This window comes from Paraburkholderia sp. MM6662-R1, from assembly GCF_050436245.1.
GTDB classification, from domain to species: Bacteria; Pseudomonadota; Gammaproteobacteria; order Burkholderiales; family Burkholderiaceae; genus Paraburkholderia; species Paraburkholderia tuberum.
Genome location: NZ_JBNDLV010000001.1, coordinates 1,751,153 through 1,775,230 on the forward strand (window position 1 = coordinate 1,751,153; position 24,078 = coordinate 1,775,230).

The following is a 24,078-nucleotide window of genomic DNA, read 5'->3' on the forward strand; positions in this document are numbered from 1 at the left end:
GGCGACGCTGCCCGGCAGCGCCCCCGCTTAGACCGAGCGGTGCGGCTGATCGACGGGCTCGATCAGCGTTTGCGCCGTCTCAGCGGCGTCGCTCGACGACGCAGCATCTACAACGTCGCCCTCTTGCGCGACCGTCCCCGCCACTGCGTTGCCGGCCTGCATGTCCCGCAACGCGTTCGCCACCACCTGCTGAGCCTGCGCCGCGAGCACCCGCCGGTCCGCGTCCGGCGCGAGCGGTGCGCCAACATATACGTGGGCGGTCAGCGGACCGCCACGCAACAGCATGTCGAGCGAGTCGGACAACGACACGTCGTCGATATATGCGGGTGCCGTCGACTGCCGGCCCTGCGCGTCCTCGTACATGATGCACAGCGGCTGCACCGGCACACCGGCCGACACCGCGGCCTGGAACATGTTCGCGTGAAACGGCAGCAACTCGAGCCCGTTCGACGTCGTGCCTTCGGGGAACACGCACATCAGTTCACCCGCGCTGAGCCGCGCGGCGAGTTCGTGCATGATGCGCTTCGCGTCGCTGCGCTTCTCGCGCTGGATGAACACCGTATCGAGCTGCTGTGCGAGCCATCCGACCACCGGCCATTGCCGGATCTCCGCCTTCGAGACGAATGGCGTCGGCCGCCACGCGTTGATTACGTAGATGTCGATCCACGAGATGTGATTGGCGACGACGAGCACGCCACGATCGAGCCGCACCGGGTCGTTATGCACGACGAGGCGCATGCCGCACAGCCGCAGCATCTTCAGCGACCACGCGCGATTGAGCGCGTGACGCCGCTCGGCGCTCGCGTTCGGAAAGCGCGTCGCGACGGTCCACATGCCGTGCAGCAGATGCGTGATGAGACGGACCTTGCGTAACGCGAGCTTCATGGCCGGAGCTTTCCTTGACTGGACCGAAACGATACCGCTCAGCGCTGTTCGTAGGCGAGCTGACCGGACACGACGGTCGCGCGCACCTGTGCCGGCAGCTCGTAGCCGAGGAACGGCGTGTTGTGCCCCTGGCTCTTCAGCGCACGCGGCTCGACGCGCCAGTAAGCGTGACGGTCGAACACGCAGAGATCGGCCACCGCGCCGAGCGCAATGCGGCCAGCCGCTTCGAGGCCGAGCACCTGCGCCGGCGCCGCGGTGATGCGATTGAGCGCGGTCGCGAGCGGCACGCCCGCTTCGTCGGCCCACTTCACCGTCAGCGACAGGAACAATTCGAGGCCGGTTGCGCCCGGCGTCGCTTCGGCGAACGGCAGCAGCTTTTCGTCGTCGTCGACCGGCGTGTGCGCGGAGCAGATCGCATCGATCGTACCGTCGACGAGGCCCGCGCGAATCGCTTCGCGATCGCGCTGCTGGCGCAGCGGCGGATCGAGCCGGAACTGCGCGTCGAAGTAACCGATGTCGAGGTCGATCAGATGCACGTGGTTCACGGTGACGTCGCACGACACCGGCAGGCCCTCGCCCTTCGCCGCGCGCACGAGCGCCACGCCCGCCGCCGACGACACATGCGAAACATGCACGCGCGCGCCGGTCACGCGCACGAGTTCGAAGATCGTATGCAGCGCGATGGTCTCAGCCGCCACCGGCACGCCCGACAGCCCGAGCCGCGACGCCAGCGCGCCGCTCGCGGCGACGCCGCCCTTGCCCAGATACGCATCGACGGGACGCAGCCACACGGTGAAATCATAGGTCTTCGCGTATTGCAGCGCGCGCATCAGCACCTGGGTATCGACGATCGGCGTGTCGGCCTGCGAGAAGCCGACGCAGCCCGCCTCGGTCAGCTGGACCATCTCGGTGATGACCTGCCCCTTGAGACCGACCGTCAGCGCGCCGAGCGGATACACGTGCGCCTTGTTCTGATTGCGCGCGCGGAACTTCAGCATTTCGACGAGGCCCGGTTCGTCGAGCGTCGGATCGGTGTCCGGCGGACATACGAGGCTCGTCACGCCACCCGCGAGCGCCGCGGCCATTTCCGAGCCTAGCGTCGCCTTGTGCTCGTAGCCCGGCTCGCGCAAACGCGCGCACAGGTCGACGAGACCCGGCGCGATCGACAGACCGCGCGCGTCGAGCGTGCGCTCCGCCTGGAAGCCGGCCGGCGCGTTGCCCAAGGCGACGATCTTGCCCGCCTCGATAAAGATGTCCTGCTGCTGTTCGGTGCCCGCTGCCGGATCGATCAGCGTGCCGCCTCGAATATGAATCTTCATGCGCTGCCTTTGTTAAACCTGTGGTTCAGCCTATCGTTCGGCTTCCCGATCAGTCGTTGCTTAGTCGTTATTGCCCGCGACGATCCCCATCACCGCCATGCGCACCGCGATACCGAACGTGACCTGATTCAGGATCACCGATTGCGGGCCGTCCGCGACCTGCGAGTCGATCTCGACGCCGCGGTTCATCGGGCCGGGGTGCATCACGATCGCATCGGGGGCGGCGAGCGCGAGACGCTCGGGCGTGAGCCCCCAGCTCTTGAAGTACTCCTGCGACGACGGCAGCAGCGCGCCGCTCATGCGTTCATTCTGCAGGCGCAGCATGATGATCACGTCGACATCCTTGAGACCTTCGTCGAGGTTGTGGAACACGCGCACGCCCATCTGTTCGAGCCCGCCCGGCAGCAGCGTGCGCGGACCGATCGCGCGCACTTCGGGCACGCCGAGCGTGGTCAGCGCATGAATGTCCGAGCGCGCGACGCGCGAATGCAGGATGTCGCCGACGATCGCCACGCGCAGCTTCGTGAAGTCCTTCTTGTAGTGGCGGATCGTGTACATGTCGAGCAGACCCTGCGTCGGGTGCGCGTGACGGCCGTCGCCGGCGTTGATCACGTGCACGTGCGGCGCGCAGTGCTGCGCGATCAGGAACGGCGCGCCGCTCGACGCATGACGCACGACGAACAGATCCGCGTGCATCGCCGACAGGTTGTTGATCGTGTCGAGCAGCGATTCGCCCTTGCTGGTCGACGACGCGTTGATGTTCAGATTCAGCACGTCGGCCGACAGCCGCGTGGCCGCGATCTCGAACGTGGTACGCGTGCGCGTCGAGTTTTCGAAGAACAGGTTGAACACCGACTTGCCGCGCAACAGCGGCACCTTCTTCACTTCGCGATCGGTCACGCTGACGAACTGGTCGGCGGTCTCGAGAATGTGATTGACGATGGCCTTCGGCAACCCCTCGATCGACAGCAGATGTTTGAGCTCGCCGCTCTTCGTGAGCTGCGGGTTGCCCTTCAGGAAGCCGTAGCGGAAGCGCTCGGATGCGCTAGCGGAGGAATCTTGCGGAGCCGGGGTGGCGGTGTTCATGATGTACCTGCTTCAAATACGGGCTTCAACGTAATCGAGGTCGCGTCGACACGCCGCTCACGCGCGTTTCAATCGACGCGTGCTTCAGTGTGAAAAGAAAACCGCTGGCCGCCCGCGCCGTCGTCTTCACGGGCCAGCACGAGCGTCGCGTCGGCGGGTACGTCGACCACGCCACCGACGAAGCGCGCCGCCACCGGCAACTCGCGTCCGCCCCGATCGGCGAGCACCGCGAGTTCGACCGATGCCGGCCGGCCATAGTCATACAGCTCGTTGACCGCCGCGCGAATCGTGCGGCCGGTGTACAGCACGTCGTCGACCAGCACGATGCGGCGGCCATCGACCCCGAACGGCAGCGAGGTCGGGCTTGCTTGCGCGTGCAGCCCTTTCTTCGCGTAGTCGTCGCGATGCAGCGCGACGTTCACCACGCCGAAGCTCGGCAGTTTCAGGTCGCGCGCGAGCCGCTCGGCGAGCCACGCGCCGCCGCTATGGATACCAGCCAGTACCGCCGCTTCGGCACCGTCGTGCGTGGCGGCGAGCTGGTCGCCATACGCCGCTCGAATCTGGTCGAGCAACGCGCGATACAGCGCTTCGGCGTCAATGGAACTCATGATCGTCGGAAAGTCCGTCAAGATATTGCTGGAGGATGATGCTCGCGGCTTCGGCATCGAGCATGTCGGCGCGGGCATTGCCGGCGCGGATTTCCGCCTCGGCCTCGACCGACGAGTAGCGCTCGTCCACCCACGTGACCGGCAGATTGAAGCGGCCGTTCAACTGGTTGCCGAAGCGCTTCGCGAGTTGCGTGCGCTCGTGCGGTGTGCCGTCGGGGTGCATCGGCAGGCCGACCACCAGCGCATCGGGCTTCCATTCGGCGATCAGCTTGCCGAGCGCTTCGAAGCGGTAGTCCCTGCTGCGGTTTTGCACGACGACGAGCGGCCGCGCGCGGCGCGTCAGCGAATTGCCGACTGCCACGCCGATGCGTTTCTCTCCGTAGTCGAACGCAAGCAGCGTCGCCTCACGTCCGGCCGGCAGATTCATGCGCGGCCCCTCATGCGTGCCCGGCCTCGCCCGACAGCATCGACAACGACACGCCGAGCAGTGCGAGCGCCGCTTCGAGACGATCTTCGGCGGGCACGTCGAAAACGATTTTCGGATCGGCCTCGACCGTGAGCCAGCCGTTCTTGGAGATTTCGTCTTCGAGCTGACCCGCGCCCCAGCCGGCGTGGCCGAGCGTCAGCAGGAAACGCTCCGGACCGTTGCCGCTCGCGACGGCCTCGAGCACGTCTTTCGACGTGGTCATTTCGAGCCCGCCCGGCACCGACATCGACGACGTGTATGCGCTGCCGCCTTTCGGATCGTGCAGCACGAAGCCGCGCTCGGTTTGCACCGGGCCGCCGAAATATACGGGGACATGGAGAAGCGGTTCGATCTCGAGCTTCAGATCGATGCGATTGAAGAGCGCCTGCAGGTCGATATCGGTCGGCCGGTTGATCACGAGGCCGAGCGCGCCGCGCTCACTGTGATCGCAAAGGTAGACCACCGTTCCTGAAAACGTCGGATCGGCCATGTTCGGCATGGCGATCAGGAACTGGTTGGTCAGATTGATGCGATCGGTACTCTTGGACATAGTTCGGATTTTAGCAAAGACGATGCGTCATGGCGGGCTGCTTTGAGCATTGCAACGCGTTGGGTTGCACGCTACGCGACGCGCCATCGACGCCGGATCAAGTTGCACTCTATCACGCGCGCGACTTGCGCCATGCCGCGATCAGGCGCCGAAACACCGCGTAGAACGGCACGTTCGGCGCGCGTCGCGAAGTTGCGGGATTATGACTTGTCACAATGGGTTTCAGCGGGTTCGGCGCGCGTCGGTCGAAGCGTTGCGGACGCAATTCGCGCGCCACGTCGCGCGTTTGGTTCGACCCGGCTTGCGCTTCACGCGCCGCCCTGCTCGATCGCACGCGTGAGCGCGGCGAGCGCCGCCTGCGTGAAGCTGCCGCCCGCCGGCCCCACGCCCGCGGCGACCTTGTGCAGCGACGCACGCAAGGCCTCGGCGGCCTGCTCGAGCGTGTCGGCCGGCGGCGCGCCGACGATCACGTGCGCGCGCACCGCCGGCGTCGCGACGCTCGCATGCGCACGCCGCCGCCATGCGAGACCGAGCGCGTCGGCGAGCAGCGCCACGTGACCGAGACCGAGCGCGCAGGCGGCCGAGCCGAGCCGGTAGGCGGCGTCGCCCGCCTGCAGCGCTTCGCTCGGGTCGGCTTTTTCCGGCTGATCGGCCGCGCGCGCATGGGCGGCCAGCGCCTCGATGGACGCGTCGGCGGTCTGCAGGAAGTCTTCGTACGCGTTCGCGTTGACGCTCAGCACGCCGAGATCGCGCGTGTGCGGCAGCGACTGCGCCTCGAGCGCGCCCGCCTCCCACAGCGCTTCCGACGACTGCGTGCCGGCGACGTGCCAGTCGACGGTCAAGCCATAGTCGTGCAGCACCTCGACCTGGTCGGCGTCTTGCGCGGCCGCGCCGAACAGCGCGTAGTCGCGCCACAGCAGCGCGAGCGTCGCGCGCACCAGCGAACGCGGCGCGCGCTCGATGCCGCGCGCGTGATCGGCGAGCGCCAGGTTGCAGCGCGCGTAGAAGCGCCGCGCCTCGATATCGCGGATTGCGTGGCCACGCGCGCGCAGCGCCTTCGCGCAGGCGCGCGCGAGCCGCCAGAAGTCATACGGATCGGGGCCGGCGAGTTCGGTGAACACGGCGTCGAGCTCGTCGAGCGCGGCGTTCGTGACCGCAAGCGCCACCGCGCTGCCTGTGTCGGCCTGCGAGCGCAGCACCGGCAGCAACGCGCGCTCGTAGCGCGCCCGCAGATGGGCAAGCTGATCGGCCGATTGCGCGTGCAGCGAAGCCGGCGGCACTGGCCGCGCGCACAGCGCGAGGTCTTCGAACGCAACGGCGGAACCCGGCGTGGGTTCGATGAGTTGCGCACACAGCTCGCGGTAGTGGTTGAACAGCGTCGGCGAGCAACTGAGCTCGCGCAGATTGTGACGTTCGAGCGCCGCGCGGAAGTCGCGCAGCGCCGCGCCGAACACTGGCCGCGCGCTTTCCGCTTCGGCTGGCTCGCCGCTCGCGAGCGGCGAGAGCCGCACGAGGGCGTCGGTGAAACGCTGCGCGCTGAGCCAGCCCGCCGTGCGCAACGCATGCGACGCGCGCAGCAGCGCGGCACCGCTCTCGTCGCGCTGCTCGAACGCGAGCGACGCCTCGGCGAGCGCGAGTTCCGCAGGGCGGACCGCGCCACCGCGCGGGTTCGGCAGTGCGTCGATGGAAACGGGTGCTGCGGATCGAAGAGTCATGGGCAGGCGACACGAAGCTGACGGGGCCGTCGCTTCGCGCCGCATGCTGAGTGAGCGGCCACCGCGCGAACCGGCGACAGGACAATGACAGACTACCGTTGCGACACGACGCGACCGGCGATGTTCCGCGCCGGCGCGCTCAGACAGGCGCCGGGCGTGCCGGACGCATCAAGCGATTGCAGCAATTGCGCGGCGGATGACGCCGCTGACTTTTCGGGATCGAAGCTCAGGGTTCAGGTTCGGGACCGAATCTCGGGACCCGGTTTGGGGGCCGAAACTTCCGGCGAGTCGCACGAGCCCATCAAACCGCGCCGCCGGAACAATGATCAAGCGACGCGAACGACCGGCCGGCTGACGCCGGCGGCTTGCCGAACTTCAGATCTGGACCATTTCGAAGTCTTCCTTGCGCGCTCCGCACTCCGGACACGTCCAGTTGATGGGCACGTCTTCCCAGCGCGTGCCCGGCGCAATGCCTTCGTCCGGCAAGCCGGCCTCTTCGTCGTAAATCCAGCCGCAAATCAGGCACATCCAGCTTTGATATTCCATTCTTTTGTCGCGTCGTTGAGTCCGTGGAAGCGGGAGCCATGATGGTACCGTGTTGCCGCCCCCATGCCTAGCAATCGAAAACTCGCAATCGTAGCGTGGAGCGGGCTTCGGCGGTGCGCCCGCGCGCCGTGCGGACGACGCTCGCGGCGCCATGCCGCATGGCGGTGGGGACACCCGGCAGCGCGATAGAGAGCGCCCTCGGCAAGCTCGCGGCGCTAGCGTGGCAACCTCAAAGCAATCCCCGCCGGCCGCGCGTCAGCGAGCCGCGAGCCAGCCTCTGGCGATCCCCGCCGCGCGAAAAAACGCCCTCTCCACGGTTTAGGCCGCATAATTGAGCCGATTGCGCATTGCGCGCCGAAATCCTGCTTTCCTTATCCATTTTCATGCCCAGCGACACGCCTCCGATCGTCCTCACCTTCGGTCTCTCCGACCCCACCGGCGGCTCCGGCCTGCAGGCGGACCTGTTGACACTTGCCAGCATGGGCTGCCACGGCGTTTCCGTGCTCACGGGCTATACCGTGCGCGACTCGGCGAACTGCGACGAAGTCACCGGGCTCGACCCGGACATCGTCGCGACGCAGGCGCGCATGCTGCTCGAGGACATGCCGATCGCCGCATTCAAGGTCGGCGGGTGCACGCGCGCCGAAGTGGTCAGCGCGATCGCGGAAGTTGTCGCCGACTACGACGACATCCCACTGATCCTCGCCCCGGACTTCACGCTCGACGACGAGCACGTGCTCGCCGCCGACGAACTGCGCGAAGCGATCGCCGATCTGCTCGCGCCGCAAACCACGCTGCTGGTCGCCGACTCGGCGACGCTGCTCGCGCTCGCGCAGCCCGACGGCGACGCGGAGGCGCCGAGCCTCGACGCGGCGATCTCGCACCTGCTGTCGCAGGGCTGCGAGTACATTCTGTCGACCGAAACCGGCACGCATCGGCTCGTCAACACACTCTTCAGCGAGGACGGCCAGTTGCGTCAGGACATGTGGGACCGCGCGCCGCATCGGTTGACGGGCCTGACCGATACGCTCGGCGCGGCGATCGCCGCGCTTCTCGCCAACGGCCAGGAGCCCGCGGAAGCGGTGCGCGAAAGCCAGGAGTATCTGTATCAGGCAGTGCGCAATGCGTTCCGGCCCGGCATGGGGGCGTACATGCCCGATCGCTTCTTCTGGGCGCGCAGCAGCGATGAAGACGAAACGCCGCCCGCGCAAGGCAAGGGCGCGGCGCCGGGGGAAGCGCGGCACTGACCTCGCCATTCGTCGGCATCGACTAAAAACCCGCTGTCAGCCGGTTTTTTCATTAATGTGACTTTCGCGATTGGTGCGACTTTCCATTCGATTTAACCAAATTGAACAATGTAATTAGCGCGTAGCTATCGATACTGCCGCGCCCAGTTCGTCTCGCGGGCATCCTAGTCAATTTATTTTGCATAGCCGCATGAATCTTGCTGTCGGCGATGCAACCGGACGTTTTACCGCGTAATCAAACGTTACAACGCCGATGACATCTTTTGTCTAGACTTTACGCATCACGATAAGTCATATGTCCCCACATGTCATTTCCCACCTTCTTCATCCATCCACCGAAATGCGGCGGTTCGACCGTTATTTCGTTTTTTGATTTGAATAAAGGTAATGACCAATTCATTAGCTTTGTCTGGGATCAGGATGGCTGGGGAAACTGTGGCGCGAAGCTGCTCGAGACGCAGGTAGGCGGCGGTCATCTCCCGTATGGCATTCATCGGATGATCAAACATCCGGTCAACTACTGCACGATCCTGCGCGATCCGCTCGCGCGCCAGATCTCGCACTACTGGTATGCGGCGAACGGCAAGAACGGCGAGGTCACACGCGGCGTCAGTGTGTCCACGCCGGAAGCTCTGGCGCAGCAAGGTGTGCTGTCGCTCGACGAGTGGGTCAGCGAATCGCTCGGCGGCAAGAACCTGTTCGTGCACATGTTGAGCGGCGAGCCAGTGGCTAACCAAACGAGCCTCGCCGTTGCGCGAATCCATTTGCGCGAACAGATCGGCACCGTCGGCGTCTGCGAGGACATGAGCGAATTCTTACTGCGGCTTTGCGGTTCGACTGGGATGAAATTGCCGTTCTATTTCGAAGCGAATCGCACCAATGGCACGGCGAAGGGCAAGGCTCACTTAAGCGACGCAACAAGACAAAAATTTATCGAGGACAATAGCCTCGATTACGAACTGTTCCGCGACGCAAGTCAGATCGTGGAAGCTTATGCGAAAGAAACGGGCAGCGTCTTTTCGAATGCGCTCGAATTGGTCCGCGTGATTCAGTCCGAAATCGATCAGCTCGACAATCCGCACGTCTATAGTTCGACCGTTTTCGGCTTCGACGGCTCATTCCTGTCGCGCGTGCATGAGGTGATCCGCCGCTTCGATCTCGCGCCGATCGACACCTATCTGGAGTTCGCGCGAAGCCGGCAGCGTCCGCCGGTCGACCTGTTCGACGGTTTTGTCGACACGGTGCGCGACGGCGTAGTGTGCGGCTGGGCCGTCAACCTGAGCGAGCCGCAGCGGCAGGTACCGCTCGAGGTGCGGGTCGGCACGCAGATCGTCGCGACCGGCTGCAGCGGCGAGCCGCGGCCCGATGTGGCGAGCGCCGGCTATCCGAGCGCATACAGCGGATTTTCGATTCCACTGCCGAACGATATTCCGGAAGGCTTTCGCGTTACCATTGCCAATTCCACCGAAAGCCTGCACAACGCCGGCACGTGGCGGCAAGGCTGGCACTGCGAATGAGCCAGAAGAGCCAAGAGAACCTATCCATGAAAGAGCCGCCCCAGTTCGTGCAACGCTTCCACGGCAAGATCGCGGTGCAGGACCGCATACGCATGTTCGATCAGATGCCCGCCACGATCTGGCTGACCGGCCTGTCCGGCGCCGGCAAATCGACGCTCGCGTTTGCGCTCGAAGAGCAGCTGATCGCGCTCGGTCACGCCTGCTATGTGCTCGACGGCGACAACATCCGGCACGGTCTGGCGAGCGACCTTGGATTCGAGCCCGACGACCGGCGCGAAAACATCCGCCGGGTCGCGCACGTCGCCCAATTGATGAACGACGCGGGTCTGATCGTGATTTCCGCGCTGATTTCGCCGCTACGCGAAGATCGGGCAATGGCGCGCGCGATCATCGGAGCCGACAAGTTCGTCGAAACCTATGTGTCCGCCTCGCTCGCCACCTGCGCGAGCCGCGATCCCAAAGGTCTTTACGCGAAAGCGAGGTCTGGCGAGATCAGCTCGTTCACCGGCGTATCAGCGCCCTATGAAGCGCCGATCGATCCCGACCTGCACGTCGAAACGGGAACGCTGAGCCCCGCGCAAAGCGTCGCGCAGATCTTCCACTACCTGCGCGAAAAGTGCCTCGGAAGGTCCTCTCATCGCACGGCTCACGCCGCGGGCGCCTGATCCGGACAAAAGGGCGTCCGGAAGCGCTCGCCAGCAAGCACATCAACGCCGGCCCCAAACGAAAAAAAACCCGCATAAGCGGGTTTTTTCGTTTGGGGAAACGCCTCGCGGCGCACTCCCCACATGGACTTCCAGCCGGGCCTCGGCCGTGATCCAGACGCGCGGCAGTTCAACCACGCGGCCGGACCACGAGGCCCGAGCGGAATTACATGTCCATGCCCATGCCGCCCATGCCGCCGGGCATGCCGCCAGGCATCGGAGCATCTTCCTTCGGCAGTTCGCAGACAGCTGCGTCGGTCGTCAGCAGCAGGCCAGCAACCGAAGCGGCGTTTTGCAGCGCCGTGCGCGTCACCTTCGTCGGATCCACGACACCTGCGTCGACCAGGTCGACGTACTCGCCGGTCGCTGCGTTGTAGCCGTAGTTGCCCTTGCCAGCAGCAACCGCTGCCACGACGACGCTCGCTTCTTCGCCACCGTTGGCGACGATCTGGCGCAGCGGCTCTTCCATGGCGCGCAGAACGATCTTGATACCTGCGTCCTGATCGGCGTTAGCGCCCTTCAGGCCAGCGATTGCCGTACGTGCACGGATCAGCGCGACGCCGCCACCCGCCACGATGCCTTCTTCCACAGCCGCGCGCGTTGCGTGCAGTGCGTCTTCGACACGTGCCTTCTTTTCCTTCATTTCGACTTCGGTCGCAGCACCGACCTTGATCACTGCAACGCCGCCTGCCAGCTTGGCGACGCGCTCTTGCAGCTTTTCACGGTCGTAGTCCGAGGTCGCTTCTTCGATCTGCGTGCGCACTTGCTTGACGCGAGCTTCGATGTTCGCTGCTTCGCCAGCGCCGTCGATGATCGTGGTGTTTTCCTTGCCCACTTCGATGCGCTTCGCCTGGCCCAGTTCAGCCAGCGTTGCCTTCTCGAGCGTGAGGCCGGTTTCTTCAGCGATGACCTGACCGCCGGTCAGGATCGCGATGTCTTCCAGCATCGCCTTACGACGATCGCCGAAGCCCGGAGCCTTGACGGCAACGGTCTTCAGGATGCCGCGGATGTTGTTGACGACCAGCGTTGCGAGCGCTTCGCCTTCGACGTCTTCAGCGATGATCAGCAGCGGACGGCCAGCCTTCGCGACTTGCTCGAGCACCGGCAGCAGGTCACGGATGTTCGACACCTTCTTGTCGTGCAGCAGCACGAACGGGTTCTCGAGCACGGCGACTTGCTTGTCCGGGTTGTTGATGAAATACGGCGACAGGTAGCCGCGGTCGAATTGCATACCTTCGACGACGTCCAGCTCGTCTTGCAGCGACTTGCCGTCTTCGACGGTGATCACGCCTTCCTTGCCGACCTTGTCCATTGCTTCAGCGATGCGCTCGCCGATCGACGAATCGCTGTTCGCCGAGATCGCGCCAACCTGGGCGATTTCCTTGTTGGTCGTGCACGGCTTGCTGATCTTGCGCAGTTCTTCGATTGCGGCTGTAACGGCCTTGTCGATACCGCGCTTCAGGTCCATCGGGTTCATGCCCGATGCGACGTACTTCATGCCTTCGCGGACGATCGATTGCGCGAGAACCGTAGCGGTCGTCGTGCCGTCGCCTGCGTTGTCGCTGGTCTTGGAAGCGACTTCCTTGACCATTTGCGCGCCCATGTTCTGGAGCTTGTCTTTCAGTTCGATCTCTTTCGCGACCGACACACCGTCCTTGGTGACCGTCGGGCCGCCGAAGCTGCGCTCGAGAACCACGTTGCGGCCCTTCGGACCCAGCGTGACCTTCACGGCGTTGGCGAGAATATTCACGCCTTCGACCATCTTGGCACGGGCGGAATCACCGAATACGACGTCTTTAGCTGCCATCTTCTAACTCCTTGAATACTTTGGATATAACCGGTGAAGTAGCGACCTTGCGCTTACTTCTGCACCACGGCCATGATGTCTTCTTCGCGCATCACGAGCAGTTCGTTGCCGTCGACCTTGACGGTCTGGCCTGCGTACTTGCCGAACAGGACGCGGTCGCCGACCTTCACGTCGAGCGCAATGGCTGCGCCCTTGTCGTCGCGCTTGCCCGGGCCGACTGCGAGGATTTCACCTTGATCCGGCTTTTCCGCTGCGGCTTCGGGGATCACGATGCCCGACGCGGTCTTGGTTTCCTGATCCAGACGTTTGACGATCACGCGATCATGCAAAGGACGAAGGTTCATACATACTCCTCTCTGATTGAGACTGAAGAACGCTGAGAAAAACCCGGCTGGCCGAGCCAACCGGAGATGTTGTTAGCACTCTCGTGCAGCGAGTGCTAATTATATGGACGGGCAGTGACAAATTCAAGAAGCGGGGAACGCGGTCGAAGTTCACTCACCCTCAAACGTGATTCGCTCGGGCTTGAACCCGCCCCGTGCGGAACGTCTGCCGTTCGGCATTTTCTCTAAGAAAACAATAATTTACCGACGTGTTGCGTTGAGATTCGGCCCTTCGTGAAGGAAGAGGCGAGCCATGACGAGGCAGCGACTTCGGAGCGGAGCGCCCGCTCGAAACGTCAAACCCAGGGAAATCCCCCATAAGCGCGGGCCGTTACGATAGTCAGCCTTCAGGCAAGTCGAGGGGCTCATGAATGTGCTTCGCGGCTGAGGCACCAGTCGGTCCAAGTATATCTGGACCGTTGCAGCGGCCGTTGATAGCGGGATTGTGAAATTGATAGCAGCTGCAAGGACGATACTTGCAGAACCGTAACGCTATAACTGAGTGCGAAAGATTTGAGATCTTTCCACTCTGAAGATCAGCGACAAATATGTCCAACTGACCAGTCGATAATTGCGCTCCTCCAGATAGCGAAATATGGCGGAAGCTATTACTTCCCTTATCGAAGTCAGCGTAGACTCCACAATAATGATTTTTGGTTTATACCTGCTGATATCAATCGATCGCAAGACTTCGTAATCGTGACCTTCCACGTCAATGGAAAGCAGATCGATTTCCTGATCGGCGTACGGGGTGTGCTCGAGAACGTCGTTCAATGTGGTGGTTTCAACGGTCCGGACGGAGATAGGCTTCTGGACTTCGGCCGCAGCCACTATGGGATCTATGGTCGAAGTCAACCCATAGTTCGAAAAATTATAGACTTCCTTGAGCTGTTTCTCGTTCGAGACGGCCGCACGTACATTGACATCACCAAACCGCGCAAGAGAAAACGCTTCAATTTTCACCGGATCCATGTCTATGTTGATGCCGCGCCAACCACGCTTGTAAAGCGCATGTGTGTTCGAGAACTTGACAGGGTGGTATGCACCAACGTCGACATAAACACCCTTATTGCACCGGGGACTGATTATCTCGCGCAACACCGCGTCCTCTCCAAACTGCGAGTAGTACAAACGCGGCCCGCGTGTTATCCACGTCTTGCGGACGAGCCAAAGGAAGTGTCCGAACGTCTTCGGGTTCAACATAACCGCTCCTCACTTCGAAACGATAACGGCAAAAGGTCAAACAGTGTTTGATCTGGAAGCTTGCCGAGCAGACGGTCGGTCCGGTCCGGCATTACGTTAGCTAATATTCACATATAGCAGGCCTCATTACCGCCGCAAATGTGCCGCAGTACGGACCAAACGATATTCGCGAATTAGTTACATGCTCGAAAAGTCGTTGAGAGTTACATCTGCAGACTACTCGACGGTTGGCCGAACATTAAGCGAAAGTCATAATATTGTGTATTTATGCCCGAAACCGTCGATTGATGCAAAAAGCTTCCGGTTCCAGTCGGTTCGCGTGTCGTCGACTACAGCCGCGCGAGATTCAGCCCGGCGAAGCCTTCTGCATCAGGCCACGATCCGCCAGTTTCGCTCGCCCGACAGCACGCTCGTTTCACTTCACTTCTGCGCAGGCCGGTGCAACGCATTACCCGCCATCCACTTGAGCCGTTCGCAATTGACCTTGATGCGCGCCGCGAATTCCTTCGGATCTCGCTCGCGCAGTGCGTTCATCTGGCTATTGGTGATGTCGGCGCGGTGCCAGCCCGTGTCCCAGTGCTGATCGAAATCGGTCGCACCGGTCAGGACCTTTCGGAGCCGCTCCTTATAGGCGTCGATCCGCTCGGGCGACACGTCGCAAAACGCCCGCGCGAAGCTTGCGCGCTCGCCCGCCGTCTCCGCGCTCATGTTGGCGTCGCTCGCGCCGCTCGCGAGCGGCGCGGCGAGCGACAGCACCGACAGACAGAACGCTGCGCAAAGCGGCCGATAGCGATACGATAGGTTTTTCATCTTCGACTCCTGACGATCCTTCGTGGCGACCAGGGATTGTCCCGATCTTCAACGCCGCCTCGCCGATTGTGTCCTGATTGCACTGCACGATGGCGTTTTCGCGCGCTATCCGATGCATCGCGTGGCCAAACTGCGGTGCTACGCTCGTTAAAGCGGCATTCGCGACGTGCCCGTTCCGGGGAGCCGTGGCGCAAGCATCGCAACGCCACGGCCCATCGGCAGGCCGCGACAGAAGCACGAGCGCCAGGCATGAGAACGAGCTCGAACACGACGCGCAACGAGCACAGAACGAAAGCACGACACGAAATCAAACACAAAAAGGCGAGACATCGCTGCGGGAGTGACTGCGATGGCATTTAGAACATATACCGTACTGACGCTGTTGGTGACGAGCACTGCCGCGTTCGCGTGGCGGCCTGTCACCTATCCGATCCGAAGTCAGAGCCCTTACGAGCGCAGCATCGACAACGCGATGTGCTACGCCGAGGCGAACCGCGTGACCGGGGTCAACATGGCCCACGAGTCGCAGATTCCGCCGCGTCAGCCGCCCGCGGCCAAAGGTGCGTCGACCGGCGTACCGTCGAAGCCGCCGCTTCCGCCTAGTTCCTTCTCAGCCACGCCGCTGCCGTGGAGCGCGAGCGCGCCCGAAGCCGCGAGCGCGCCGTTGGCTGAGGCGCAAGCGCCTGGCGGTGCATCGTCGGCGAAACCGGTGGACGAAGCCGCGGCCGGCGCCAGCGCGCCAGGCGCGCCAGCCACCGAGGCGGCGAATGCACCGCCGAACGCATCGGCAGCGGCAACGGGCCCCAGTGCGAACGCGGCACCCGGCGCGTCGGATGGTGCGGCCGCTTCGCTGGCGTCGAACGTCAAGCTGCCGCCGCTGCCCGCGCCCGAGCCGCCGATGACCCGCTATTGGGCCGCCTACGGCGCGTGCATGCAGGCGCGCGGTTACGTCGTCCAGTAGTCCGGCCGACGCCGCTTGCGGGCGTCGTTGCATACATTCTTTTTGATGGCGCCGCCCTTCGGCGCCAGTGGAGCGACACGGCCATGCCGCGCGACACGACCTCCGACCAGCCATTTTTCCATCACTGCGCATACTGCGGCGTGCCGCTGTCGGGCCGCTTTTCGCCGTGTCCCGCATGCCATGCGCTGCCGATCGATTCGTTCGATACGGACGACAAGCCCGGCGAGCGCTCCGCGCGATCCCGGGCGCTGAGCGCATCGCGCACGCAACTCGAACCGCTGCCAGCGGCCGCGAGCTTGCCCGCGGACCGTTCGTCGCGACGCTCCGCACAAACGAAGATGAGCCCCTACGATCTGATCGACGAAGCGACGTTCGAGCCGGGCGGGCGTCGACGGCGGCATCCGCTCGCGCTTGCCGCAGCCGCGCTCGCGACGCTCGGCGTCGTGTACGTCGGCTTCGTTCTATTCAACGACGACGATGCGAGCGTCGACACGCCGGTCACGGTCTTCGGCACGGTGCGCCCGGACAACCCTGGCCAAGCCCCTGCACAGAACGTTGCGCAGAATGCGGCGCCGTCGGTTGCCGCGGCGCCGAAGCCGGCGTCGATCGTCGCCCAACGGCCGCGTCCCGTTGTCGTCGCGCGGCAGCAACCGTCGAACGTGCACGCGGCCCCCGTCGCGCCACCGGCACCGCCCGTCGTTGCGACCGCGTCCACCGTAGCGCGATCGTCACCGCCCATCGTGGCGACCGCGCCGACCGTCGCGCCATCGTCACCGCCGGTCGTTGCGACCGCGCCTGCCGTAGCGCGATCGAGCCCGCCCATCGTGGCGACCGCGCCGACCGTTGCGCCATCGTCACCGCCGGTCGTTGCGACCGCGCCTGCCGTAGCGCGATCGAGCCCGCCCATCGTGGCGACCGCACCGACCGTCGCGCCATCGTCACCGCCGGTCGTTGCGACCGCGCCTGCCGTAGCGCGATCGGCTCCACCCGTCGTGGCGACCGCGCCCGTCCCAGCGCGACCGTCAACGCCCGTCGTTGCGACCACGCCGACCGCAGCGCGACCGTCAACGCCCGTTGTCACGACCGCGCGCGCCGTAGCGTCAACGAAGACATCGAGCGCGGCCATCTCCGCGCCCACGCCGCGTGGCACGGCGCTCGCGTCGACCAGCACCAACAGCAACACCGACACGATGGCCGCCCCGCTCACGCAAGCCGACAAACAGCGCGCCGACGCCGAGCGCAATCTGAAAGCCGCGCACGGCTATCTGCGACGAGGCAATCTGGCGGCGACCAGAGCACGCCTCGCCGCCGTAATCACCGCGCAGCCCGACAATCGCGACGCGCGCAGCATGCGCGCCCAGGTGAGCACGCTAGAGCAGCAACGCGACGCGTTGCTGAGCCTCGCGCGCGGCTGCAGCAACGTGGGACATTGGGAGTGCGCGTCGCACAACGCCAACGAAGCGTTGCGGATCGATTCAAGCAGCAAGGCCGCGCAACGGCTCGTCGCGCTCGCGTCGCACGAGTCGGCGTGGCAGACCATGCAACCGACGGCGGAAGAGTCGCGCGCATTGCGCGATCTGCTGCGTCACCACTAAGGATCGCGAGGTATCTCGCGGGACGGCGGCACGGACGTGCAGTCGATCACGCCCGCCCGCGCGGCGCCCCGAAAGACGCGCGCGCGGGCAGCAGTGTCAGCCGGCGATGCTGTCGTAGCCGTAATAGCCGCCCTGATACCCTGAGCCGAGAAACGCCGCTTCCTGCGGCACGTCGGTGAGCAGCACGCCGCGCAGACCGACGCCACCGTTACGCAGGCGTTTGGTGGTTTCGATGATCTCATGCAGCGGTTGACGCCCATGCCGCACGACGAGCAGCGTCGTCGCCGCGTATTTGCCGATCAGCGTCGAGTCGGTCACGGCGAGCACCGGCGGCGTGTCGATGATCACGACGTCGTATTGCGGCTTCAACACCTCGAGCATCGCTTCGAAGCGTTTGCTCATCAGCAGCTCGGCCGGGTGCGAGGGCAGCGTGCCTTTCGCGAGCACGTCGAGGTTGGGCAGCACGTCGCGCTGGATCATCGCGTTGAGATCGCCGCCGCACAGCACGTCGGACAGTCCCGGCCGATGGCTGACGCCGAAATGCGAATGCACGTCGCCGCGTCGCATGTCGCCGTCGATGATCAGCACGCGCTTGTTCGCCGACGCGACCAGCGTCGCCAGATTCACCGACAGGAACGACTTGCCCGCATCGGGCCGCGAGCCGGTGATCATCACGACGTTGTTGGCCGCATGATCGAGCGACAGCTGCAGCGAGGTGCGCAGATTGCGCACCCCTTCCACCGCGATATCTTCGGGCGCCTGTTGCGCCAGCACATGCTGCCCGCGCTGGCGCAGCGACACCTTTTCCTGCAGGCGCAACTGCGTCTGGCTGCGCGGCACCACCGCGAATACCGGCACGCCGAGCATCCCCTCGAGTTCGTCCGGGCGCTCCACGCCGCCGCGCATCGCGCGCCGCAAGAAGACCAGCAGCAAGCCGAGCGCGAGGCCGCCGCCGAGCGAGATCAGGATCACCAGCATGCGCTTCGGCCACACCGGATCGTCGGGCGTTTCGGCGAAGTCCACCACGCGCACGCCGCTCACCTGCCCCGCCTGCGCGACCCGCAGTCGCTGCACGCTGTTGAGCAGGTTCATGTACAGATCGGTGTTCACGTGCACGTCGCGCTGCAGACGCAGCGCGGTCTGCTCGGTGTCGGGCATCGTCGAGACGCTGTGGTTCATCGTGCTCTGCGCGCCCTGCAACGCGGCGATCTGCGCATCGAGCGCGGCGACCATCGGATGATTCGGCGTAAAACGCTGCAACAGCTCCGCGCGCTGCTGCTGCAGATCGAGCAGCTTCGTCTTGTTGTCGACGATCTGCTGCAGCAGCAGCTTGCTTTCTTCACCGAGATCGACGGCGCCATGTGTATTGCGGAACTTGCCGTAGCGCTCTTCCGCGTCGTCGAGCGCCTTGCGCGCGTCGGGCAGTTGCTGTTCGAGATACGCGAGCGTGTGGTCGGATTCGGTCGAACGGCTCGCGAGATCCTGCCGCACGAACTGGCGCGCCACGTTGTTGACGATCGCCGCGGTCAGCGCCGGATCGGCGCCTTCGAGACTCACGCGGATCACGCCGGAGTCCTCCGCCGTTTCCTGCGCGACCATCGTCTTCGCCAGACGCTCCACCGTGCCGAGCGTCGACGCGCGCGTCAGCTCGAAACGCGAGCCGGGCGCGCCGACCAGTGTGTCGACGTGCAGCGTGACCGGGCCGACCGCGGTATCGGTTTGCACGGTCTCGCCGACGCGCCCCGACAGGATCGCGCTGCCGTGAGGATCGCGCAGCATGAAGGTGTTGCCGGCGCCCGCGACTAGCGTGAAGGTCTCGCCATACAAGTCCTTCGACGTGTCGAAGCGCGACACCGCGATGCTCTCGTTACCCCACGCGAACCCGCGCAGGTTGACGAACGACGGCAGCCGGAACCACCAGTGCCCGTTCACGAGTCCGGCGATCCTGCTGCCGATCACCGGCAGATAACGCGGCTTCGCCGTAATGTCGAGGTGCAGCGCGCGGACCGCCTCCTCGGTGACGAGACGCGACTTCAAAAGCTCGATCTGCGCCGCGGTCGACGGCTTCGAATCGTACGCGCCGGGAAGCGGCGCCGCCGCGTCCCGGCCGTTCGCATTGACGTTGACCGCGTTCGCCGTCCTGTCCTGGACGTGAAACAGCACGTCCGAACGATAGACCGGCGGCGTGAGGAACGCGTACGCGCAACCGAGCGCGAGCGCGATCAGCGTCACGGTGAGGATCGTGCGCCAACCGCGCACGATCGTGCGCACGTAGTCCGACAGATGCAACTGCCCCGGTTCATACACGCCGGCGTAACGGTTTTCGTAATTGATTGCCATGTTTTCACCCAACAAGGCCTGCCGGTTCAGATATCGCGTCACGCAAGCGTCACTTCGACACGACGACTCCCGTCACCGCCGCGTTGATCGCGGGCAACAGCAGGTTCAACACACGGTTGAAGCGGACCAGACCGCCCTGACCGACGTACACGATGTCCTTCGGCTGCAGCTCGAACTGGTTCGCGAGCAGCATCGCCACCGGCGAGGTCGCATCGAGGTGATAGATCTGCGGCGAGTCGCTGGTCGAATTGCGGATCACGAACAGCTGCTGCCCCGAAGCCGTATTCGAGTCGAAGCTGCCGCCGTCGGAGATCGCCTGCGACAGCGTCAGCGAGCCGTTGCGCAACGGCAGCACCGTGGCCGGCTTGTTGACTTCGCCCATCACGTAGACGCCGCTGTCTTCGCGCCCGTTCACGCGCACGGTATCGCCCGGCTGCAGATAGATATCCGACGGATTGAGGCCGCGCTTGATGAGCTCGTCGATGTTCAGCCTATAGGTCTTGCCGTCGCGGATCAGATCGACCCGGCTGCGATCCGCGGTCGCGTTGAAGCCGCCGCTCAGGCCGATCGCGTTCGTCAGCGACAGCGGAATGTCGTTGATCGATTGCGTGCCCGGTGTGCGCACTTCGCCATCGATATACACCGTCGCGTTACGGAACGACGCGACGCGCACCGTCACCTCGGGCTTCTGATAGACCTTGCTCAGCCGCGAATACAGCTCGCGCTGGATCGTCGCGACGTCCTTGCCGGCGACATGCAGGTTGCCCGCGTACGGAAACTGGATGTCGCCGTGCTCGTCGATCAGGAAGCCCGGCATTGCATCGGAAGGGCGCGAGGTCGTCGGCGGCTGTCCCAGCGCGGCCGCGAGTTCCGGGTGATCCCACACGACGATCTGCAGCACGTCGCCGGGGCCGACCCTGTACATGGCCGGCTTGCCGAACAGACCCGTCGTCGTCGGCGGCAACACCGAGGCAGTCTGGTCGGCATTCATCTTCTTCACCAGTTCCAGATTGATATCGGTGATCGGAATCTGCTTCTGCTGCGAGCCTTCGGTACTGAATTCGCCACCCGTCTCCTGAATCGCGGCCGGCGTGACCATCCGTTGTCCCGGTACGACCTGACATCCGGAAAGCAATGCTGCGCTTGCGAAAACCACAAGACTTCCTGTGCGAAAACCAAGTGAGCTCATGATCTTTACTCCTTCGCCCCGAGGCGTTGTTATCGACTTTCTAGTAAGCGTTTCGATGCACCAGTCCGGCGACAATCGTCGCGCCGATGATCCGCATGTCGAGTGCGAACGACCAGTGACCCAGGTAGTACAGGTCATGTTCGACGCGACGCTCCATCTTCTCGATGCGGTCGGTTTCGCCACGGAAGCCGTTGATTTGCGCCCAGCCCGTGATTCCCGGTTTGATCCGGTAGCGATTGATATAGCCCGCGACCACCTTCTGATAGAGGTCGTCGTGCTCGAGCGCATGGGGACGCGGTCCTACGACCGACATGTCGCCACGCAACACGTTGAAAAATTGCGGCAACTCGTCGAGGCTCGTGCGGCGCAGAAACGCGCCCACTTTCGTCACGCGCTTGTCGTTGCGCGTCGCCTGGCTCAAGGTGCCCTTCGCTTCGGTATGCACGCGCATCGAGCGGAACTTGTAGATCGTAAACACACGGCCGTCCGCGCCCTTGCGCTTCTGTTTGAACAGCACCGGTCCGCGCGAGGACAGCTTGACCGCGATCGCAATGCCAAGCAGCAGCGGCGCGAGGGCAATGATCGCGGCCGCGGCGAACAGCCGGTCGAACACTTCCTTTTTCAGCATCGCGTTGGCCGACAGCGGCGAGGCGACCAGATTGATCGCCGGCACGCCGAGCAGATCGACCACGCCACTGCCTTCGAACAGCGCATGGCTGCGCACGTCCGGCATGAAGCGGATATTCACGAGGTCGTCGCGGAACTCGTCGATCAGCGCGCAGATCAGCGGCTCCTCGGACAGCGACAGCATCAGCCATAGCTCGTGCACGTCGTTGGTGCGGATGTAGTCGGCCAGCAAATCGACGCGATCGAACACCGGCACGCGCGGATTCGTCACGCCGGAGTCGTCCGGGCGCGTGTTGTAGACGGCGGTCGCGCGAAAGCCCGCGGTCGGCGCCGACTCGATGCGGCGCAGGAGCGCATCGCACTGCGAACCGCTGCCGACGATCGCCACCTGATGCAGGTTCATACCCGCGCCGCGCGCCCGCGCGAGCACCGCGTGCGCGATCACCCGATTCGCGATCAGCAGGCCACCCGTCGCCGCGGTCCAGTACGAGAACCACAGCCGCGACACGATATCGATGCGATGCAACGAGTACATCAGCACGAGCGCGCAGGCCTGCACGATCAGCCACGCGAGCGACACCTGACCGGCGAGCCCGAGCTTCGAGCGGCCGCGCCATGATTCGTAGAGGCCGAACGCGGGGAAGATCGCGAGCGCGAACGCAGCCGAAAACATCACCAGCGCCCAGTAGAAACCCGACTGGCCGAGATAATCAAAGCGGATCCGCGACGCCACGGTCGCACCCGCCAATACCAGAGCGACATCGAAAATCCGCGCGAGCAGATCCTGAAACTTGCGCATTTTACTTACCTCGTTCTGCCGTTCCTGTATGCAAAAAGGGGCGTGCATGGGCTGCCTACGGGCAGCGGCCGTAGTTGTCGTCAAACCTCACGATGTCGTCTTCGCCGAGATAGGTACCCGACTGGATTTCGATGATTTCGAGCGGCACCCTGCCGGGGTTTTCGAGCCGGTGACGCGTGCCGAGCGGAATGTAGGTCGATTCGTTTTCGCTGAGCAGGAACTGCTCTTCGCCGCGCGTGACGAGCGCGGTGCCGCGCACGACCACCCAATGCTCAGCGCGATGATGATGGAGTTGCAGGGACAGCTTTGCGCCGGGCGTCACGACGATGCGCTTGACCTGGAAGCGCTCGCCGCGATCGATCGAGTCGTAGAAGCCCCACGGGCGCCGCACCTTGCGATGCGCGTCGGCCTCCGGCGCGTGCTGCGCCTTGATGCGCGACACGAGCCCCTTGACGTCCTGCACATGCGAGCGATCCACCACGAGCACCGCGTCCGCGGTCTCGACCACGACGACGTTCGCGGTGCCGACGCACGCGACGAGCCGCCCTTCCGAATGCGCATAGCAGGACACCGCGCCTTCGAACGCCACGCGGCCGCGCCCGGCGTTGCCGTTCGGGTCCTTCTCCATCGCGGCCCATACCGCGTCCCATGAGCCGAGGTCGGACCAGCCGGCTTCGAGCGGGACCACGACGCCGGGGGGAATGACCGCGGCTCGACTTTGAGCTTGCATATCGTTCTGTGCCGCGCCTTGCGCTTCGACGTTGCTCGCGCTGTCGTCTTGCGCCGGCGCCGGTTCGGTCAAACGCTCCATCACCGCGTAGTCGATCGAATCGGCGGGCACGTCGAGGAACGCGTCGTGCGATGGCCGGAATACGTCGCCGTCCTGCTTGCCGCTCGCGAACGCGGTTGCGCACGGCGCATGCATGTCGGGCCGCAGCGCCGCGAGCGTATCGAGCCACACGCGCGCACGCACGATGAAGATGCCGCTGTTCCACCAGTAGGTGCCGGCCGCCAGGTATTGCCTCGCGATTTCCTCGGCGGGCTTCTCGACGAAACCGTCGATCGTGTGGCCGCCAGCGGCCAATGCCGCGCCAATCCGGATATAGCCGAAGCCGGTGTCGGGACGCGTCGGCGGCACACCGAGCGTCGCAATCGCGCCCTCGCTCGCGTGGTGCGCCGCGCACGCTAGCGCGCGCTGCAGGGCAGGCACGTCCGCGATCGCGTGGTCGGCCGGCATCACGATCAGGATCGCGTCGTCGCCGGCCGCGCACGCGAGCGATGCCGCGAGCGTCAGCGCGGGCGCCGTGTCGCGGCGCGCGGGCTCGACGATCAGACGCGCGTCGACGCCGTTTTCATGCAACTGTTCGGCGATCACGAAGCGATGCTCCTCGCCGCACACGACGATCGGCGAAGCGTCGACGCTCCAGCCCGCCGGGAAGCTCTCGAGCCGCCGCGCGGTCGCCTGCAGCAGCGAGTCGGAGCCGACCACGTCGATCAGCTGCTTCGGAAAGTTTTCGCGCGACACCGGCCAAAGCCGCGTGCCCGAGCCGCCCGCGAGAATGACCGGGACGATGTGCGCGCAGCGCGCGCCAGCAACCCCGGCGCTTGCGCCGTTCGGCTCGACGGATCGGGCGCTCACACCTGCCTGCGTCAACATATCGGGAATCCTTTTCGATCTGCAAGGTACGACGAACAACGGACCCGTCCCCGCCTGTCACGCG

At 64.5% G+C, this 24,078-nt stretch carries 24 protein-coding genes; 5 read left to right on the top strand and 19 right to left on the bottom strand.

The window, feature by feature from the left end; translation table 11 throughout:
- Positions 1-27: 27 nt before the first annotated feature.
- From OKW39_RS08265 to OKW39_RS08300, 8 genes are all read right to left on the bottom strand, one after another.
- Complete coding sequence (locus tag OKW39_RS08265; protein WP_090803279.1) at positions 28-885, bottom strand: lysophospholipid acyltransferase family protein; 858 nt, start codon at positions 883-885, stop codon at positions 28-30.
- 38 nt (positions 886-923) lie between these two features.
- Positions 924-2,204 (bottom strand): dihydroorotase, encoded by a 1,281-nt coding sequence (locus OKW39_RS08270; RefSeq protein ID WP_429562412.1) that lies wholly within the window; start codon positions 2,202-2,204, stop codon positions 924-926.
- A gap of 60 nt (positions 2,205-2,264) precedes the next feature.
- Complete coding sequence (locus OKW39_RS08275; RefSeq protein ID WP_090803276.1) at positions 2,265-3,290, bottom strand: aspartate carbamoyltransferase catalytic subunit; 1,026 nt, start codon at positions 3,288-3,290, stop codon at positions 2,265-2,267.
- A gap of 68 nt (positions 3,291-3,358) precedes the next feature.
- On the bottom strand, positions 3,359-3,898 hold the full coding sequence (gene pyrR / locus OKW39_RS08280) for a bifunctional pyr operon transcriptional regulator/uracil phosphoribosyltransferase PyrR (RefSeq protein WP_429562413.1): 540 nt from the start codon (positions 3,896-3,898) through the stop codon (positions 3,359-3,361).
- Entirely contained in the window at positions 3,885-4,325 is a 441-nt protein-coding gene (ruvX, locus tag OKW39_RS08285; protein ID WP_429335836.1) for a Holliday junction resolvase RuvX, read from the bottom strand. The genes pyrR and ruvX overlap by 14 nt, the downstream gene beginning before the upstream one ends.
- Positions 4,326-4,335: 10 nt before the next feature.
- On the bottom strand, positions 4,336-4,914 hold the full coding sequence (locus tag OKW39_RS08290; protein WP_090803272.1) for a YqgE/AlgH family protein: 579 nt from the start codon (positions 4,912-4,914) through the stop codon (positions 4,336-4,338).
- A 308-nt stretch (positions 4,915-5,222) separates the two neighbouring features.
- Positions 5,223-6,629: a hypothetical protein gene (locus OKW39_RS08295; RefSeq protein ID WP_184038464.1), complete on the bottom strand. Its 1,407-nt coding sequence runs from the start codon at positions 6,627-6,629 to the stop codon at positions 5,223-5,225.
- A gap of 375 nt (positions 6,630-7,004) precedes the next feature.
- Positions 7,005-7,175: a rubredoxin gene (locus OKW39_RS08300; RefSeq protein ID WP_006047743.1), complete on the bottom strand. Its 171-nt coding sequence runs from the start codon at positions 7,173-7,175 to the stop codon at positions 7,005-7,007.
- 383 nt (positions 7,176-7,558) lie between these two features.
- On the opposite strand from OKW39_RS08300, the gene OKW39_RS08305 reads away from it, so the two are divergent.
- Complete coding sequence (locus tag OKW39_RS08305; protein WP_429335834.1) at positions 7,559-8,422, top strand: hydroxymethylpyrimidine/phosphomethylpyrimidine kinase; 864 nt, start codon at positions 7,559-7,561, stop codon at positions 8,420-8,422.
- 308 nt (positions 8,423-8,730) lie between these two features.
- Here the strand turns inward: OKW39_RS08305 and OKW39_RS08310 are convergent, their stop codons facing one another.
- A complete protein-coding gene (locus OKW39_RS08310) occupies positions 8,731-8,931 on the bottom strand; it encodes a hypothetical protein (protein WP_429562414.1) in 201 nt (66 codons plus the stop codon).
- Here OKW39_RS08310 and OKW39_RS08315 point away from each other — a divergent pair.
- Together OKW39_RS08315 and cysC are read left to right on the top strand one after the other, a co-directional pair.
- Positions 8,920-9,939 carry a chondroitin 4-O-sulfotransferase gene (locus OKW39_RS08315; RefSeq protein WP_429562415.1) on the top strand — a complete coding sequence of 340 codons (1,020 nt, stop codon included), beginning with the start codon at positions 8,920-8,922 and terminating at the stop codon, positions 9,937-9,939. The two genes, OKW39_RS08310 and OKW39_RS08315, sit on opposite strands and share 12 nt — an antisense overlap.
- Before the next feature lie 26 nt (positions 9,940-9,965).
- Positions 9,966-10,604, top strand: a complete 639-nt coding sequence (cysC, locus tag OKW39_RS08320; protein ID WP_429562416.1) for an adenylyl-sulfate kinase — start codon at positions 9,966-9,968, stop codon at positions 10,602-10,604.
- A gap of 205 nt (positions 10,605-10,809) precedes the next feature.
- Here cysC and groL read toward each other — a convergent pair whose 3' ends face one another.
- The 4 genes from groL to OKW39_RS08340 all read right to left on the bottom strand — a co-directional run bounded on the left by groL (position 10,810) and on the right by OKW39_RS08340 (position 14,846).
- On the bottom strand, positions 10,810-12,450 hold the full coding sequence (gene groL, locus OKW39_RS08325) for a chaperonin GroEL (protein ID WP_184062186.1): 1,641 nt from the start codon (positions 12,448-12,450) through the stop codon (positions 10,810-10,812).
- 53 nt (positions 12,451-12,503) lie between these two features.
- Positions 12,504-12,794: a co-chaperone GroES gene (gene groES / locus OKW39_RS08330; protein ID WP_008923887.1), complete on the bottom strand. Its 291-nt coding sequence runs from the start codon at positions 12,792-12,794 to the stop codon at positions 12,504-12,506.
- A gap of 531 nt (positions 12,795-13,325) precedes the next feature.
- Complete coding sequence (locus OKW39_RS08335) at positions 13,326-14,036, bottom strand: FkbM family methyltransferase (RefSeq protein WP_429562417.1); 711 nt, start codon at positions 14,034-14,036, stop codon at positions 13,326-13,328.
- 420 nt (positions 14,037-14,456) lie between these two features.
- Positions 14,457-14,846: a hypothetical protein gene (locus tag OKW39_RS08340; protein ID WP_090803262.1), complete on the bottom strand. Its 390-nt coding sequence runs from the start codon at positions 14,844-14,846 to the stop codon at positions 14,457-14,459.
- Between the two features lie 349 nt (positions 14,847-15,195).
- Here OKW39_RS08340 and OKW39_RS08345 point away from each other — a divergent pair, with 349 nt between their 5' ends.
- A complete protein-coding gene (locus tag OKW39_RS08345) occupies positions 15,196-15,807 on the top strand; it encodes a hypothetical protein (RefSeq protein WP_429562418.1) in 612 nt (203 codons plus the stop codon).
- A gap of 121 nt (positions 15,808-15,928) precedes the next feature.
- Here OKW39_RS08345 and OKW39_RS08350 read toward each other — a convergent pair whose 3' ends face one another.
- A complete protein-coding gene (locus OKW39_RS08350; protein WP_429362257.1) occupies positions 15,929-16,072 on the bottom strand; it encodes a hypothetical protein in 144 nt (47 codons plus the stop codon).
- An 81-nt stretch (positions 16,073-16,153) separates the two neighbouring features.
- Positions 16,154-16,996 (bottom strand): hypothetical protein, encoded by an 843-nt coding sequence (locus OKW39_RS08355; RefSeq protein WP_429562419.1) that lies wholly within the window; start codon positions 16,994-16,996, stop codon positions 16,154-16,156.
- A 1-nt stretch (position 16,997) separates the two neighbouring features.
- Between OKW39_RS08355 and OKW39_RS08360 the strand changes: the two genes are divergently transcribed.
- A complete protein-coding gene (locus OKW39_RS08360) occupies positions 16,998-17,402 on the top strand; it encodes a hypothetical protein (protein WP_429562420.1) in 405 nt (134 codons plus the stop codon).
- A 96-nt stretch (positions 17,403-17,498) separates the two neighbouring features.
- Here OKW39_RS08360 and OKW39_RS08365 read toward each other — a convergent pair whose 3' ends face one another.
- The 4 genes from OKW39_RS08365 to OKW39_RS08380 are packed head-to-tail and all read right to left on the bottom strand — an operon-like array spanning position 17,499 to position 24,014.
- Entirely contained in the window at positions 17,499-19,742 is a 2,244-nt protein-coding gene (locus OKW39_RS08365) for a polysaccharide biosynthesis tyrosine autokinase (RefSeq protein ID WP_429562421.1), read from the bottom strand.
- 49 nt (positions 19,743-19,791) lie between these two features.
- Complete coding sequence (locus tag OKW39_RS08370) at positions 19,792-20,931, bottom strand: polysaccharide biosynthesis/export family protein (RefSeq protein ID WP_167368626.1); 1,140 nt, start codon at positions 20,929-20,931, stop codon at positions 19,792-19,794.
- 40 nt (positions 20,932-20,971) lie between these two features.
- Entirely contained in the window at positions 20,972-22,357 is a 1,386-nt protein-coding gene (locus OKW39_RS08375) for an undecaprenyl-phosphate glucose phosphotransferase (protein ID WP_090803256.1), read from the bottom strand.
- Between the two features lie 55 nt (positions 22,358-22,412).
- Entirely contained in the window at positions 22,413-24,014 is a 1,602-nt protein-coding gene (locus tag OKW39_RS08380) for a sugar phosphate nucleotidyltransferase (protein WP_429335828.1), read from the bottom strand.
- Positions 24,015-24,078: the final 64 nt, after the last annotated feature.

Bases quoted from the DNA above. Each gene is read 5' to 3' on its own strand.
- OKW39_RS08265 (WP_090803279.1), bottom strand. From the start codon at position 885: ATGAAGCTCGCGTTACGCAAGGTCCGTCTCATCACGCATCTGCTGCAC.
- OKW39_RS08270 (WP_429562412.1), bottom strand. From the start codon at position 2,204: ATGAAGATTCATATTCGAGGCGGCACGCTGATCGATCCGGCAGCGGGC.
- OKW39_RS08275 (WP_090803276.1), bottom strand. From the start codon at position 3,290: ATGAACACCGCCACCCCGGCTCCGCAAGATTCCTCCGCTAGCGCATCC.
- pyrR (WP_429562413.1), bottom strand. From the start codon at position 3,898: ATGAGTTCCATTGACGCCGAAGCGCTGTATCGCGCGTTGCTCGACCAG.
- ruvX (WP_429335836.1), bottom strand. From the start codon at position 4,325: ATGAATCTGCCGGCCGGACGTGAGGCGACGCTGCTTGCGTTCGACTAC.
- OKW39_RS08290 (WP_090803272.1), bottom strand. From the start codon at position 4,914: ATGTCCAAGAGTACCGATCGCATCAATCTGACCAACCAGTTCCTGATC.
- OKW39_RS08295 (WP_184038464.1), bottom strand. From the start codon at position 6,629: ATGACTCTTCGATCCGCAGCACCCGTTTCCATCGACGCACTGCCGAAC.
- OKW39_RS08300 (WP_006047743.1), bottom strand. From the start codon at position 7,175: ATGGAATATCAAAGCTGGATGTGCCTGATTTGCGGCTGGATTTACGAC.
- OKW39_RS08305 (WP_429335834.1), top strand. From the start codon at position 7,559: ATGCCCAGCGACACGCCTCCGATCGTCCTCACCTTCGGTCTCTCCGAC.
- OKW39_RS08315 (WP_429562415.1), top strand. From the start codon at position 8,920: ATGATCAAACATCCGGTCAACTACTGCACGATCCTGCGCGATCCGCTC.
- OKW39_RS08310 (WP_429562414.1), bottom strand. From the start codon at position 8,931: ATGTTTGATCATCCGATGAATGCCATACGGGAGATGACCGCCGCCTAC.
- cysC (WP_429562416.1), top strand. From the start codon at position 9,966: ATGAAAGAGCCGCCCCAGTTCGTGCAACGCTTCCACGGCAAGATCGCG.
- groL (WP_184062186.1), bottom strand. From the start codon at position 12,450: ATGGCAGCTAAAGACGTCGTATTCGGTGATTCCGCCCGTGCCAAGATG.
- groES (WP_008923887.1), bottom strand. From the start codon at position 12,794: ATGAACCTTCGTCCTTTGCATGATCGCGTGATCGTCAAACGTCTGGAT.
- OKW39_RS08335 (WP_429562417.1), bottom strand. From the start codon at position 14,036: ATGTTGAACCCGAAGACGTTCGGACACTTCCTTTGGCTCGTCCGCAAG.
- OKW39_RS08340 (WP_090803262.1), bottom strand. From the start codon at position 14,846: ATGAAAAACCTATCGTATCGCTATCGGCCGCTTTGCGCAGCGTTCTGT.
- OKW39_RS08345 (WP_429562418.1), top strand. From the start codon at position 15,196: ATGGCATTTAGAACATATACCGTACTGACGCTGTTGGTGACGAGCACT.
- OKW39_RS08360 (WP_429562420.1), top strand. From the start codon at position 16,998: ATGGCCGCCCCGCTCACGCAAGCCGACAAACAGCGCGCCGACGCCGAG.
- OKW39_RS08365 (WP_429562421.1), bottom strand. From the start codon at position 19,742: ATGGCAATCAATTACGAAAACCGTTACGCCGGCGTGTATGAACCGGGG.
- OKW39_RS08370 (WP_167368626.1), bottom strand. From the start codon at position 20,931: ATGAGCTCACTTGGTTTTCGCACAGGAAGTCTTGTGGTTTTCGCAAGC.
- OKW39_RS08375 (WP_090803256.1), bottom strand. From the start codon at position 22,357: ATGCGCAAGTTTCAGGATCTGCTCGCGCGGATTTTCGATGTCGCTCTG.
- OKW39_RS08380 (WP_429335828.1), bottom strand. From the start codon at position 24,014: ATGTTGACGCAGGCAGGTGTGAGCGCCCGATCCGTCGAGCCGAACGGC.